At 65.6% G+C, this 12994-nt stretch carries 14 protein-coding genes; 3 read left to right on the forward strand and 11 right to left on the reverse strand.

Annotated features, from left to right (window positions below; all coding sequences use genetic code 11):
• Positions 1–18: 18 nt before the first annotated feature.
• The 4 genes from VK92_RS08120 to VK92_RS08135 all read right to left on the reverse strand — a co-directional run bounded on the left by VK92_RS08120 (position 19) and on the right by VK92_RS08135 (position 3319).
• Positions 19–483: an Lrp/AsnC family transcriptional regulator gene (locus VK92_RS08120; RefSeq protein ID WP_048022094.1), complete on the reverse strand. Its 465-nt coding sequence runs from the start codon at positions 481–483 to the stop codon at positions 19–21.
• 98 nt (positions 484–581) lie between these two features.
• Positions 582–1340, reverse strand: a complete 759-nt coding sequence (locus tag VK92_RS08125; protein ID WP_021158709.1) for a dimethylarginine dimethylaminohydrolase family protein — start codon at positions 1338–1340, stop codon at positions 582–584.
• A 228-nt stretch (positions 1341–1568) separates the two neighbouring features.
• Positions 1569–2819 carry a DUF1479 domain-containing protein gene (locus VK92_RS08130; protein WP_048022095.1) on the reverse strand — a complete coding sequence of 417 codons (1251 nt, stop codon included), beginning with the start codon at positions 2817–2819 and terminating at the stop codon, positions 1569–1571.
• A gap of 110 nt (positions 2820–2929) precedes the next feature.
• Positions 2930–3319, reverse strand: a complete 390-nt coding sequence (locus tag VK92_RS08135; RefSeq protein ID WP_021158706.1) for a VOC family protein — start codon at positions 3317–3319, stop codon at positions 2930–2932.
• Positions 3320–3391: 72 nt separating this feature from the next.
• On the opposite strand from VK92_RS08135, the gene VK92_RS08140 reads away from it, so the two are divergent.
• Positions 3392–4357: a helix-turn-helix domain-containing protein gene (locus tag VK92_RS08140; protein ID WP_048022098.1), complete on the forward strand. Its 966-nt coding sequence runs from the start codon at positions 3392–3394 to the stop codon at positions 4355–4357.
• Positions 4358–4447: 90 nt separating this feature from the next.
• Here the strand turns inward: VK92_RS08140 and gltA are convergent, their stop codons facing one another.
• From gltA to VK92_RS08175, 7 genes are all read right to left on the reverse strand, one after another.
• Entirely contained in the window at positions 4448–5749 is a 1302-nt protein-coding gene (gene gltA / locus VK92_RS08145; RefSeq protein ID WP_011355741.1) for a citrate synthase, read from the reverse strand.
• A 66-nt stretch (positions 5750–5815) separates the two neighbouring features.
• Positions 5816–6088 carry an FAD assembly factor SdhE gene (locus VK92_RS08150; protein ID WP_011548107.1) on the reverse strand — a complete coding sequence of 91 codons (273 nt, stop codon included), beginning with the start codon at positions 6086–6088 and terminating at the stop codon, positions 5816–5818.
• 12 nt (positions 6089–6100) lie between these two features.
• Positions 6101–6802 carry a succinate dehydrogenase iron-sulfur subunit gene (locus VK92_RS08155; protein WP_006479352.1) on the reverse strand — a complete coding sequence of 234 codons (702 nt, stop codon included), beginning with the start codon at positions 6800–6802 and terminating at the stop codon, positions 6101–6103.
• 21 nt (positions 6803–6823) lie between these two features.
• Positions 6824–8599 (reverse strand): succinate dehydrogenase flavoprotein subunit, encoded by a 1776-nt coding sequence (gene sdhA / locus VK92_RS08160; RefSeq protein WP_021158704.1) that lies wholly within the window; start codon positions 8597–8599, stop codon positions 6824–6826.
• 3 nt (positions 8600–8602) lie between these two features.
• Entirely contained in the window at positions 8603–8971 is a 369-nt protein-coding gene (gene sdhD / locus VK92_RS08165) for a succinate dehydrogenase, hydrophobic membrane anchor protein (protein WP_011355745.1), read from the reverse strand.
• Between the two features lie 4 nt (positions 8972–8975).
• Positions 8976–9392: a succinate dehydrogenase, cytochrome b556 subunit gene (gene sdhC, locus VK92_RS08170; protein ID WP_021158703.1), complete on the reverse strand. Its 417-nt coding sequence runs from the start codon at positions 9390–9392 to the stop codon at positions 8976–8978.
• 171 nt (positions 9393–9563) lie between these two features.
• On the reverse strand, positions 9564–10388 hold the full coding sequence (locus VK92_RS08175) for a GntR family transcriptional regulator (RefSeq protein WP_034196031.1): 825 nt from the start codon (positions 10386–10388) through the stop codon (positions 9564–9566).
• A gap of 288 nt (positions 10389–10676) precedes the next feature.
• Here VK92_RS08175 and VK92_RS08180 point away from each other — a divergent pair, with 288 nt between their 5' ends.
• Together VK92_RS08180 and VK92_RS08185 are read left to right on the forward strand one after the other, a co-directional pair.
• Positions 10677–11663 (forward strand): malate dehydrogenase, encoded by a 987-nt coding sequence (locus tag VK92_RS08180; RefSeq protein ID WP_006754984.1) that lies wholly within the window; start codon positions 10677–10679, stop codon positions 11661–11663.
• Between the two features lie 186 nt (positions 11664–11849).
• Positions 11850–12857, forward strand: a complete 1008-nt coding sequence (locus VK92_RS08185) for an HpcH/HpaI aldolase/citrate lyase family protein (RefSeq protein ID WP_048022103.1) — start codon at positions 11850–11852, stop codon at positions 12855–12857.
• Positions 12858–12994: the final 137 nt, after the last annotated feature.

Genomic DNA, 12994 nt, shown 5'->3' on the forward strand with positions numbered 1-12994 from the left:
CGCTGCCGGCCGGACGCATCACACGACGCTGCGCTTGATCGCCTGCAGTTCGGCCGTCGTCACGATCTTCTCGATCCGGAATCGCGGGCTTTCCAGCCACACGTTCGCGATCCGCCGGTACTCGTCGAGATCCTCGCACGCGAGCCGCACGAGAAAATCGAACATGCCGCTCACGAGCCAGCAATCGAGCACGGCCGGATTCGCACGCATCTCGTCCTCGAACGGCGCCTGCGAACGCCCGTGGTCGGCCAGCACGATCTGCGCGATCACGACGATCGGCTTGGTCGCGCGCGGCGCCTTGATCACCGCACGGTAGCCCTCGATCACGCCGAGGGCCTCCAGCCGCTCCACGCGCGCCTGGCAGGGCCGCGGCGTGAGGTTCACGAGCTCCGACAGCTTCCGGTAGGAAATGCGCCCGTCGGTACGCAGGATGTCGAGGATCCGGAGATCGATCTTGTCGAGCTGCATCTTCTTGTCGGTCATCCGCGTTCGCTCCGGTCGGGTCGTGGCTGGTGCGCGGAACGTCTCCTGTTCCGCGCGGGGGCCACATTATCCGGCCGAAGCGGCCGCGCGCCAATCGGCTAGAACCGCAGCGACAGGCAGGTCAGGCCGCCGTCCATCTTGCGGAACTCGCTCGTGTCGATCACGTGCAGCGGCAGCCCGAGCGACGCGATCGCGTCGTGCACGCGCGGGTAGCCGGCCGGCGTGATCAGCGTGCCGTTCACGCGCAGCGTGTTGCCCGCGTATTCGTCGGCGGCCGAGATCGCGATCCGGCGATAGTCGGCGAATGCCGGATGCGCGGCCAGCGCTTCGGTCACGAGCAGCGTGTCGTCGCCGAGCGCGTTGACGACCGACTTCAGATGCAGGCCGGCACCCACCGGCACCGCGACGACCGAATAGCCGTAGCGCGACACGAGCGATTCGAACGCGGCGATGCCTTCGGCGTCGGTACGGCCTGTCAGGCCGATGTAGAAGCGCTTGCCGACCAGCATCACGTCGCCGCCGTCGAGACGGCCGTCCTGCATCGGCAGCAGGTCGCGATGCGCGGCGAGCGCCGCTTCGATGTGCGCCGTCTCGCCGCGCCGGGCGGGTGCACCGGGTCGCGTGATCACCGCGAATTCCGGCGTCACGACCGCGACGTCCTCGACGAAGTGCGAATCGGGAAACGCGTCCAGCGGCGGCAGTTCGGTCAGCTCGACGCCCAGCGTACGCAGCGCGTCGCAGTATGCGTGGAACTGCGTGAGCGTCTTGTCGTAGTCGGGCGCGCCGAGCGCGGCAGTGGTCAGGCCCGCGCCACAGGACGGCGCGGGACGGCGAACGATCGCTTGCGTGAATTGCATCGACTCCTCCATGGTCAGCGCCACACCCGTGCGGCACACGGGGCGGCTGCGTTGTGTCCGGACCATTATCGGAAGCCAAATTGGGCAATTCGCGTCGATTTCGGCTGCGCCGACAGCCGATTGCGTCGAATTGCATGCTGCCCGCAGCGGATTCGGCAGACGGCCGTTCACTCATGTTGCGCAACGCGCAACCGCGTGGCGAACGGCCGCTTTCCCGTGCGACGCGGGCTAAGCACCCGGCCCGAACCCCATCTGCGAACGGCCGAGCGCCGAGAGATCGCCCTTCCCGCCGCGTCCGTCGAATTCGACCTCGAAATGGTCGGCCGGAAAATCGGGCGGGCTCTCGCCGCGCAGGAACGCGGCCCGCTGGCGCAGCAGGTACGCGTCGTTCTTCGCGCAACCGGGCGCGGCCGCGATGTACATCACGTTGCTGTCGCCGCTGCCGCGGTGCGCATCCTCGACCGCGTGCACGACGTCGCCGTGCCAGAACACCGCGTCGCCCGGCTCCATGTGCGGGATCGGCACCAGCGCATCGAGCAACAGTGCGTGCCATTCAGGCCGGATCGACAGCGCGCGACCCGGACGCGCGCCGCACAGGTCGTCGTCGGCGACATCGTCCTGCAGCGCGCGCAGCACGACATAGGCCATCGCGTTCGCAACCGGGATCAACTGCAGCGTGCCGTCGCCCGGCCCCTGCGGCGTGAGCGCGGTCCAGCCCTGGAACGTGCGGAACATCGAGCACACGGCCGGCGACGGAATCTCCTCGACGTCCGGACGGAACGCCGCATCGAACGGGTCGTAATCACGCCAGCGGCCGGCCAGCACGTGACGGTAGACCTGGCGGAAGTTCGCGCCGAGCCAGCGTTCGACGGAACCGCCGTCGACATGCGGCGACAGCCCGAGCGACGTCGAGCCGGGCGGGCGGCGGCGAATCCGGTCCGCATAGGCCGGCACCTGGTCGGGATCGAAGTGCGTACGCCCGCCGTCGGCGTGCCGCCACAGGCGGTTCAGAAACACGCGCGCCTGCGTCAGCGCCGGCGACTGGCGCGCAGCCACCTGCGGCTTCGACCAATAAACGCCGTAGATCTGCGGCTTGCCCGACGCAAGGTTGCCGAAATAGCGGTCCTCGGCGCGCGCATCGAGCCGCTCGGCGAAGCGGTTCGCGTCCAGGTACGCGCCGATCTCGTCGTTCCAGTCGCGCGCCTGCCGCGCATCGAATACGCGACGGATCACGACCGCGCCATGCGCGCGGATCGCTGCGACCGCGCGCGGATCGACGGTCCCACCCGCGATGTCCGCGAACGGCACCACCGGAATCACGTCGTGGCCATGCGCATGCGCGCGGCGGATCGCGTCGACCTGCCGCGCGATGTCGCCCTCCAGCTCGCGGAACGTGGCCGCATAACCGGGCAGGTCGGTGCGCAGCCGCTTTTTCGCGTCGCGAATCGCGGCAGGCAAATCGTCAATCGTCAGTTGCATCGTGGTCTCCTCGCTGACAGGTGTCGTGATGTGCCGTCAGCGTACGGCCGGCGCGCAGCCGAGATCACCGTTATCCGGCCAACTATCGATACAATCCTGACAACCCTGGATCACTCGGGACGATGACAGACCACGCACAGCTTGTTGCCGTCCGGATCGCGGAAATAGGCGCCGTAGTAATCGCGGTGATAGTCCGGCCGCAGGCCCGGCGGCCCTTCGCAGGTGCCGCCGTGGCGCAGCGCGAGCGCGTGGCAGCGATCGACGTGCGCGCGCGTCGGCGCAACGAACGCGATCGTGTGGCCGTTGCCCGGTTCGGGCGCGCGGCCGTCGAGCGGCTGGCCGAAGAAGAACAGCGGCCGGTCGGCGTCGGCCGGCATCCAGCCCGACCAGCCGTCCGGCTCGCGGAATTTCAGGCGCAGCCCGAGTTCCGCGAACAGCGGCGCGTAGAAATCGTAGGCGCGCGCGGTATCGCTGACGCCCACGCAAACATGTGAAAACATGGCATTGCTCCGTCGTGACGATCGCCCTCGATCATGCCATGGCGCGATGCCCGCCCTCTCCCGGAGGCCGCGATGGAACCGCAGTACGAGCACGTGACGTTCGCCCCCGGCTGTTCGATCCGTGTTTATCACCGCCAGCTCGCGCGCATTCCGTTCGAATGGCATCGCCATCCCGAGTACGAACTGACGCTGACGCTCAACAGCCGCGGCCGGCGCTTCATCGGCGATCACGTCGCGCACTATGCGGACGACGACCTGGTGCTCGTGCCGCCCAACCTGCCGCATACCTGGTCGTCGAACGCACGCATCGATCGCGATGCGCCCGAAGTCGCCGTCGTCATCTGGTTCGACGGCGACTGGGCGCGGCGGCTGGCCGACTGTTGTCCCGAATACGCGCCGCTGCGTTCGCTGCTGCGGCGTGCCGCACCGGGCCTGCGCTTCGACCCGGACACAGCCCGCGCGATGCGGGCGCGGCTGCCGCACCTGCTCGATCCGTCGCCGCGCACCAGGCTCGCGGCCGCGCTCGACACGCTCGCCGATCTCGCGGAAGCCGGCGGCGAACCGCTCGCCACAGCGCACGCATACGACCGGACCGAACGCACGACACCGCACGCCGATACGGCAGCCCCCGAAGCCGAGCGCCTCGACCGCGTGCTCGACGCGATCGACCGGCACTTCCACGAACCGCTGCGCATCGACGCGCTCGCCGCCGCTGCGCACATGTCCGAACGCACGCTGCAGCGCCTGTTCGTCCGGCATCTCGGCGAAAGCGTCGGGCGCTACGTGCAGCGGCTGCGGCTCGCGCACGCGTGCCGCCATCTCGTCGGCACCGACTGGCCGATCGCGACCGTGGCCGCGCGCTGCGGCATTCCGAATGCCGCGAACTTCAACCGCCAGTTCCTCGCCGCACGCGGGATGACGCCCGGCGCCTACCGGCAGTTCTTCGTGCGGCACGGCCACGCGCCCGATGACGACGCGCCCGCACTCGACACCCGCCCGCCGTCGCTGGAGCATCGCGCCGATCCGGCGCGCAAATGAAAACACCCCGACGGGATGACCCGTCGGGGTGTCGTGGCATTGCGATTGCCCGACGCGAGCGGCCTGCCGGCCGTTCGCGCCACACACGGCTTAACGTGCGTTGAGCGGCTTCGCTTCGCGCGGCGTATCGCCGATGAACAGCTGACGCGGACGGCCGATCTTCTGCTCCGGATCGCCGATCATTTCGTTCCACTGTGCGATCCAGCCGACCGTACGTGCCATCGCGAAGATACACGTGAACATCGACGTCGGGATGCCCAGCGCGCGCTGAACGATGCCCGAGTAGAAGTCGACGTTCGGGTACAGCTTGCGCGACACGAAGTATTCGTCTTCCAGCGCGATCTTCTCGAGCTGCATCGCGAGCTTGAACAGCGGGTCGTCATGCAGGCCCAGTTCGTTCAGCACTTCGTAGCACGTTTCGCGCATCAGCTTCGCACGCGGGTCGTAGTTCTTGTACACGCGGTGACCGAAGCCCATCAGCTTCACGCCCGAATTCTTGTCCTTCACCTGCTTGATGAATTCGGGGATGTTGTCCGGCGAACCGATCTGCTCGAGCATGTTCAGCGCGGCTTCGTTCGCACCACCGTGCGCCGGGCCCCACAGACACGCGATACCGGCCGCGATACATGCGAACGGGTTCGCGCCCGACGAGCCGGCCAGGCGGACGGTCGACGTCGATGCGTTCTGCTCGTGGTCGGCGTGCAGGATCAGGATACGGTCGAGTGCGCGGACGAGCACGTCGTTGACCTTGTACTCTTCGCACGGGTTCGAGAACATCATGTGCATGAAGTTCGCGCTGTACGACAGCGAGTTCTTCGGATACACGAACGGCTGGCCGATGCTGTACTTGTATGCCATCGCGACGAGCGTCGGCAGCTTCGCGATCATGCGGATCGCCGACACTTCACGGTGACGCGGATCGTTGATGTCGAGCGAGTCGTGGTAGAACGCCGACAGCGCGCCGACTGCGGCGACCAGGATCGCCATCGGGTGCGCGTCGCGGCGGAAGCCACGGAAGAAGAAGTGCATCTGCTCGTGCACCATCGTGTGCTTCGTGACGGTGTCGACGAATTCCTTCTTCTGCGCTGCGTTCGGCAGTTCGCCCTTCAGCAGCAGGTAGCAGCTTTCGAGGAAGTCCGCGTTTTGCGCGAGGTTGTCGATCGGGTAGCCGCGGTACAGCAGCTCGCCCTTGTCGCCGTCGATGTACGTGATCGCCGAATTACAAGCTGCCGTCGACATGAAGCCCGGGTCGTACGTGAACTTGCCGGTCTGGCCGTACAGCTTGCGGATGTCGATCACGTCCGGGCCCATCGTGCCCTTGTAGATCGGCAGTTCGACGCTCGGCGAGTTGTCGCTGAACGATAGCGTGGCTTTAACATCAGACGGAGTCATGGCACATCCTCAATCGAAATAAAGAAACGGGATTCGATAACGGGCACAACGTGTCACACCTTGGCGTTACACGTTGCGCAGCATCTCCAACAGCCGGTGAATGTCCGGGCTGTCTAGGTCGCCTTCTGGTTCCTTGCGCGCGAGGAGCAAGTCCATCAGGTCGTTGTCGCTCAGATCGAGCAGGCGCGACAACGCGCCTACGTCTGCATCGGTGAGGTCATGCTCGTATCTGCCGAAGAAACGCTCGAATACGATGTCGTTTTCCAGCAGACCCCGCCGCGCGCGCCAGCGAAGGCGCGCGCGACGGTGCGGGTCGGATTGATGCGAATCGTCGCTCATTGCAGCCCGGCCTTAAACCGCGCGGCGAACCATCAGTTCCTTGATCTTGCCGATCGCCTTCGTCGGGTTCAGGCCCTTCGGGCAAACGTCGACGCAGTTCATGATCGTATGGCAACGGAACAGACGGTACGGGTCTTCCAGGTTGTCGAGACGCTCGCCGGTAGCGGTGTCGCGGCTGTCCGCGATGAAGCGGTAAGCCTGCAGCAGGCCGGCCGGGCCGACGAACTTGTCCGGGTTCCACCAGAAGCTCGGGCACGACGTCGAGCAGCTCGCGCACAGAATGCACTCGTACACGCCGTCGAGCTCGTCGCGTTCTTCCGGCGACTGGAGGCGTTCCTTCTCCGGCGGCGGCGCGTCGTTGATCAGGTACGGCTTGATCGAGTGGTACTGGTTGAAGAAGTGCGTCATGTCGACGATCAGGTCGCGCACGACGGGCAGGCCCGGCAGCGGACGCAGCACGATCTTCTGCGGCAGGTCGTTCAGGTTCGTCAGGCACGCGAGACCGTTCTTGCCGTTGATGTTCATCGCGTCCGAGCCGCACACGCCTTCACGGCACGAACGGCGGAACGACAGCGTCTCGTCCAGTGCCTTCAGCTTCACCAGTGCGTCGAGCAGCATGCGCTCATGCTGGATCTCGAGCTCGTACGTCTGCATGCGCGGCGCTGCGTCCTTGTCCGGATCGTAGCGGTAGACTTCAAAAATGCGTTTTGCCATTTCGGATTCCTTTGACTCGGCTTAGAACGTGCGCGGCTTCGGCGGCACGGAGTCGACCGTCAGCGGCTTCATTTGAACCGGCTTGTAGTCGAGGCGATCGCCTTCGCTGTACCACAGCGTGTGGCGCAGCCAGTTCTCGTCGTCGCGGTGTTCGTAGTCGCTGTGTGCGTGCGCGCCACGGCTTTCCTTGCGCGCTTCCGCCGACACCATCGTGGCGCGGGCCACTTCGATCAGGTTCTCCAGCTCGAGCGCTTCGACGCGCGCGGTGTTGAACACCTTCGACTTGTCCTTCAGGTGGATGTTTTCCACGCGCGCCTTCAGGCCGGCCATCTGGTCGACGCCTTCCTTCAGCAGCTCCGACGTGCGGAACACACCTGCGTGCTTCTGCATCGTCGAACGGATGTCGTTCGCGACGTCCTGCGTGTATTCGCCCGAGGTCGACTTGTCCAGCTTCGCCAGGCGCGCCAGCGAGAATTCGCCTGCATCGGCCGGCAGCGGCTTGTGTTCCTTCTGGCTCTTCACGTGCTCGACGATGTGGTTGCCGGCCGCACGGCCGAACACCACGAGGTCCAGCAGCGAGTTCGTGCCGAGGCGGTTCGCGCCGTGCACGGACACGCACGAGCATTCGCCCACTGCGTAGAAGCCGTTGACCGGATCCTTGTGACCGCGCGACGTGCCGACGACCTGGCCGTGGATGTTGGTCGGGATGCCGCCCATCTGGTAGTGGATCGTCGGGACGACCGGGATCGGTTCCTTGATCGCGTCGACGTTCGCGAACTTCAGCGCGATTTCGCGGATCGACGGCAGACGCTTCATGATCGTCTCGGCGCCGATGTGCGACAGGTCGAGCAGCACGTGATCCTTGTTCGGACCCACGCCGCGGCCTTCCTTGATTTCCTGGTCCATCGAACGCGACACGAAGTCACGCGGCGCCAGGTCCTTCAGCGTCGGTGCATAGCGTTCCATGAAGCGCTCGCCGTTCGCGTTGCGCAGGATACCGCCTTCGCCACGCACGCCTTCGGTGATCAGCACGCCCGCGCCGGCCACGCCGGTCGGGTGGAACTGCCAGAACTCCATGTCCTGCAGCGCGATGCCCGAGCGCGCAGCCATGCCGAGGCCGTCGCCGGTGTTGATGAACGCGTTGGTCGATGCCGCGAAGATCCGGCCTGCGCCGCCCGTCGCGAACAGCGTCGTCTTGCCTTCCATGATGTAGACGTCGCCCGTCTCCATCTCGAGGGCCGTCACGCCGAGCACGTCGCCGTCCGCGTCGCGGATCAGGTCGAGCGCCATCCATTCGACGAAGAACTGCGTCTTCGCTTCGACGTTCTGCTGGTACAGCGTGTGCAGCAGCGCGTGACCGGTACGGTCGGCGGCCGCGCATGCGCGCTGGACCGGCTTCTCGCCGTAGTTCGCGGTATGGCCGCCGAACGGGCGCTGGTAGATCGTGCCGTCCGCGTTGCGGTCGAACGGCATGCCGAAGTGTTCGAGTTCGTACACGACGTTCGGCGCTTCACGGCACATGAACTCGATCGCGTCCTGGTCGCCGAGCCAGTCGGAGCCCTTGATCGTGTCGTAGAAGTGGAAGTGCCAGTTGTCTTCGCTCATGTTGCCGAGCGACGCACCGATACCGCCCTGCGCGGCCACCGTGTGCGAACGCGTCGGGAACACCTTCGACAGCACGCCGACCGACAGGCCCGCGCGCGACAGTTGCAGCGCTGCGCGCAAGCCGGAGCCGCCCGCGCCGACGATCACGACGTCAAACTTGCGGCGCGGGAGATTAGTTTTGATTGCAGCCATTCTTTACACTCTCCAGAGAATCTGCGCGGCGTAGCCCGCACATGCGAGCAGCCAGACGATGGTCAGCGATTGCAGCAGCAGGCGCACACCGACGGGCTTCACGTAGTCCATCCAGATGTCGCGCACGCCGACCCATGCGTGGTAGAAGAGGGAAAGCAGCATCACGAAGGTCGCGAGCTTCATCCATTGCGCGGCGAAGATCGATGCCCAGCCTTCGTACGAGAAATCGTGCGCGCCGAAGAACAGGACGAGCAGAATGACCGTGTAGACCGCCATGATCGTGGCGGTGATGCGCTGCGCAAGCCAGTCGCGCAGGCCGTAATGTGCGCCGACGACGAGGCGCTTCGAGCCGATTCGGTTATTGGCTGCCATTTTCTTAGAATGCTCCGAACAGTTTGAGTGCCATGGCGATCGTCAGGGCGATCGAGACGACAAAGACGACGACTGCCGTCCGCTTGCCGCCTTCCTTCGTGACGGCGTCGTGGTTGACGTCCATCAGCAGGTGGCGAATGCCGGCGCAGAAATGGTGGAAGAAGGCCCACGACAGTGCGAGGACGATCAGCTTGACGATGATGTTGGAGAGGAAAGCCTTGAAGACTTCGAAGCTGAGCTCGGACGTGAGGCTCTGGTCGAAGAGGAACAGCAGGAACGGCAGGAACAAGAACAGCAGCGCGCCGCTGACTCGATGGAGAATCGACAATATCGCTGCCAGCGGCATGCGATATTTCATCGTGATATCGGCGAATCCGATGTTCCGGTATTCCGGCCTCGGCTTTCTTACTGCATCAGTCATGCTAGACCCCTACTATGTTGTCACACTAATCCGCGATTTTAGCGCCTTTTTATATCGCGCTGCAGCGAAAGTCTGCTCTGGATAGTTGCGCGAACTAGAACAAAAGGCGGCCCGAAACGTGCTTCGCGAGCGTGGGAAACGCGAACGCACTCGGCTTGAGCCGAAACTCCGTCAACTCAAGTCATTCTGATAGTAGTACCCGGTTGTGACATACCAGCCGCGACGCACCTCCACCGGCCGGTCACCATATGTATAGGACACGCGCTCGACCGACAGCAACGGAAAACCCGCCGGCACGTGCAGCAGGTCGGCCACCGCCGGTTCCGCCGCCACCGCGCGGATCTTCTCCGTCGCGCGAATCATTCGCGTGCCGAACTCCGTCTCGAACATCGCGTAGAGCGGCCCCTTGTACTCGCTCAGCCGCTCGAACGTGAGCCCGCGGAACATCGCGCCCGGCAGCCAGATCTCGTCGAGCACCGTCACTTCGTTCTCGAACTCCAGCAGGCGGCGCACCTGCACGACCGGATCGGCCGGCTTCAGGTCGAGCTGCCGCGCGATCTCGGCCGGCGCGCGCAGGCGCCGGCATTCGAGCAGGCGGCTCACGTGCGGATGCTCGGCACCGTCGTCGGCCAGCAGGCGCAGGAAGCGGAACTGCGCGCGATCTTCATTGTGCGTCGCAACAAAAGTACCCTTGCCCTGCCGCCGGACCACGAGGTTTTCCGCGGCCAGTTCGTCGATCGCCTTGCGGACGGTGCCCTGGCTGACCTTGTAGCGGGCCGCGAGCTCCACCTCGCTCGGGATGATCTCGCCCGGCTTCCATTCACCGGATTCGAGACTTTGCGTGATCAATGACTTAATCTGCTGGTATAACGGGCTGAACGTCGGCGACGGCGGCGCCGCAGGCGAAGGCGCGGGATCGCTCGCGCCCGGCTGCCCTGGGCCGCCTGCGCCGGTCTGATTCGCGGTATTCGCCTGGTTCGATGTCATGGCGCGCATTTCATCACAAACCGCACTTTTTCGTCCACTCAATTTCCGCAAAACATCTGTCTTATATAAGACATATGATACCGTTTGACTTTGCGCGTGACGGCTCCTACACTCCCGGTCGAGCAAGGGTTCGCGGGTGCAAAAGCGCGTCCCCGGCTACGTGCCACGGCCGTCTCCAGGTTCACCGCGTCTGCCATCGCGAGTCCTCCGCCCTGCTTCAATGCAACGCTTCGCACAACGCGCATAGAATGGCGTTTTCGCTAGCGTCCAACGCTTCACCCGTCCTGGAGATTTTCAATGGCTAAGCCCGCAAAGCGCGTTGCCGTCACCGGCGCCGCAGGTCAAATCGCTTACTCCCTGCTGTTCCGCATCGCGAACGGCGACCTGCTCGGCAAGGACCAGCCGGTCATCCTGCAACTGCTCGACCTCCCGCAAGCCCAAGCCGCCGTCAAAGGCGTCGTGATGGAACTCGACGATTGCGCGTTCCCGCTGCTGGCGGGCGTCGTGATCACCGACGATCCGAAGGTCGCATTCAAGGATGCCGACGTCGCACTGCTGGTCGGCGCACGTCCGCGCTCGAAGGGCATGGAGCGCAAGGACCTGCTGTCGGCGAACGCCGAAATCTTCACGGTTCAGGGCGCTGCGCTGAACGAAGTCGCCAGCCGCGACGTGAAGGTGCTGGTCGTCGGCAACCCGGCGAACACGAACGCCTACATCGCGATGAAGTCGGCGCCGGATCTGCCGAAGAAGAACTTCACGGCGATGCTGCGCCTCGACCACAACCGCGCGCTGTCGCAGCTCGCAGCGAAGTCGGGCAAGCCGGTCGCCTCGATCGAGAAGCTCGCCGTGTGGGGCAACCACTCGCCGACGATGTACCCCGACTTCCGCTTCGCGACCGCCGAAGGCGAATCGCTGCTGAAGCTGATCAACGACGACGTGTGGAACCGTGACACGTTCATCCCGACCGTCGGCAAGCGCGGCGCGGCGATCATCGAAGCGCGCGGCCTGTCGTCGGCGGCGTCGGCAGCCAACGCGGCAATCGACCACGTGCGTGACTGGGTCCTCGGCACGAACGGCAAGTGGGTCACGATGGGCATCCCGTCGGACGGCTCGTACGGCATCCCCGAAGACATCATCTACGGCGTGCCGGTCGTGTGCGAAAACGGCGAGTACAAGCGCGTCGAAGGCCTGGAAATCGACGCATTCTCGCGCGAGAAGATGGACGGCACGCTGGCCGAGCTGCTCGAAGAGCGCGATGGCGTTGCCCACCTGCTGAAGAACTAAGCATCACGTGCCTTTGCCGGGCGGCTCTCGGGCCGCCCGGTTCCGGCCCGGGCCAGCGCCAGCCGCCGGCCCGGCCGAACGATCGGATCCGCGCCCGTTTTGCCACCCCGCGCCCGCGCGCACGGGCCCAGAACGCGCCCGAATCCGATTTTCTCCACGTTGACCCGCTTCCCTGACGTAGACGAGATGGCCGCGCTCACTCCTGCACAAGTGCTGTACGACGGGGCGTCCCCGCCCGCGATCCTGCCCTGTTGCGATCACTACGCGGGCAGCGAAAAGCTGATGCGCAAGTCGCTCGCGCTGCAGGCCGAAACGGGCCCCGTGTTCGACATCACGCTCGACTGCGAAGACGGCGCGGCCGTCGGCCAGGAAGCCGCGCACGCGGCACTCGTCGCCGACATGCTCGGCAGCGACGAAAACCGCTTTGGCCGCGTCGGCGTCCGCATCCACGACTTTTCCCATCCGCACTGGCGCGACGACGTGCGCATCGTGCTGCGCGCGTCGCGCGCCCCCGCCTACATCACGCTCCCGAAAATCGCGAGTGCCGCCGACGCAGCCGAAATGACCGCGTTCATCGAAGGCACGCGCCGCGAGCTCGGCATCGCGCAGCCGATCCCGGTCGACGTGCTGGTCGAGACGCACGGCGCGCTCGCGCAAGCGGCCGCCCTCGCCGCGCTGCCGACGGTCGGCACGCTGAGCTTCGGGCTGATGGATTTCGTCTCCGCGCACCATGGCGCGATTCCCGATGCCGCGATGCGCTCGCCCGGCCAGTTCGAGCACCCGCTCGTGCGCCGCGCGAAGCTGGAAATCGCCGCGACCTGCCACGCGCACGGCAAGACGCCGTCGCACAACGTGACGACCGAGGTGCGCGACATGAGCGTCGTCGCCGCCGATGCACGCCGCGCGCGCGACGAATTCGCCTTCAAGCGGATGTGGAGCATCCACCCCGCGCAGATCCGGCCGATCGTCGACGCATTCGCACCGCGTATCGACGAGGTCGCGCTGGCCGCCGAGATCCTGCTGGCCGCGCAGGCCGCCGACTGGGGGCCGACACGCCACGGTGATACGCTGCACGATCGCGCGAGCTACCGGTATTACTGGTCGGTGCTGCGCCGCGCGCGGGCCACCGGCCAGCCCGTACCGGCCGAGGCCGCGCCGCTGTTCGGCCCGGCCGCCGCGGGCAGCGCGCCGTAAGCGCGCGGCGGCCGCCGATACACGAGTTTCATGCATTCGACGACACGCGAACCGGATAGAGGTTTGCGAAACGACAAAAAACGTAACGGAGCCCGAAAACCTGATATGGACGCGGCCAAATAGGTGAAAATAGCGGC

It is taken from the genome of Burkholderia sp. LK4, from assembly GCF_001043615.1.
GTDB classification, from domain to species: Bacteria; Pseudomonadota; Gammaproteobacteria; order Burkholderiales; family Burkholderiaceae; genus Burkholderia; species Burkholderia cepacia.

Coding starts and splice junctions, on each gene's coding strand:
- VK92_RS08130 (WP_048022095.1), bottom strand. CDS start 2,819: ATGCAACTGACGATTGACGATTTGCCTGCCGCGATTCGCGACGCGAAA.
- VK92_RS08125 (WP_021158709.1), bottom strand. CDS start 1,340: ATGCAATTCACGCAAGCGATCGTTCGCCGTCCCGCGCCGTCCTGTGGC.
- VK92_RS08180 (WP_006754984.1), top strand. CDS start 10,677: ATGGCTAAGCCCGCAAAGCGCGTTGCCGTCACCGGCGCCGCAGGTCAA.
- VK92_RS08185 (WP_048022103.1), top strand. CDS start 11,850: ATGGCCGCGCTCACTCCTGCACAAGTGCTGTACGACGGGGCGTCCCCG.
- sdhD (WP_011355745.1), bottom strand. CDS start 8,971: ATGGCAGCCAATAACCGAATCGGCTCGAAGCGCCTCGTCGTCGGCGCA.
- sdhC (WP_021158703.1), bottom strand. CDS start 9,392: ATGACTGATGCAGTAAGAAAGCCGAGGCCGGAATACCGGAACATCGGA.
- VK92_RS08150 (WP_011548107.1), bottom strand. CDS start 6,088: ATGAGCGACGATTCGCATCAATCCGACCCGCACCGTCGCGCGCGCCTT.
- sdhA (WP_021158704.1), bottom strand. CDS start 8,599: ATGGCTGCAATCAAAACTAATCTCCCGCGCCGCAAGTTTGACGTCGTG.
- VK92_RS08120 (WP_048022094.1), bottom strand. CDS start 483: ATGACCGACAAGAAGATGCAGCTCGACAAGATCGATCTCCGGATCCTC.
- VK92_RS08140 (WP_048022098.1), top strand. CDS start 3,392: ATGGAACCGCAGTACGAGCACGTGACGTTCGCCCCCGGCTGTTCGATC.
- gltA (WP_011355741.1), bottom strand. CDS start 5,749: ATGACTCCGTCTGATGTTAAAGCCACGCTATCGTTCAGCGACAACTCG.
- VK92_RS08135 (WP_021158706.1), bottom strand. CDS start 3,319: ATGTTTTCACATGTTTGCGTGGGCGTCAGCGATACCGCGCGCGCCTAC.
- VK92_RS08155 (WP_006479352.1), bottom strand. CDS start 6,802: ATGGCAAAACGCATTTTTGAAGTCTACCGCTACGATCCGGACAAGGAC.
- VK92_RS08175 (WP_034196031.1), bottom strand. CDS start 10,388: ATGCGCGCCATGACATCGAACCAGGCGAATACCGCGAATCAGACCGGC.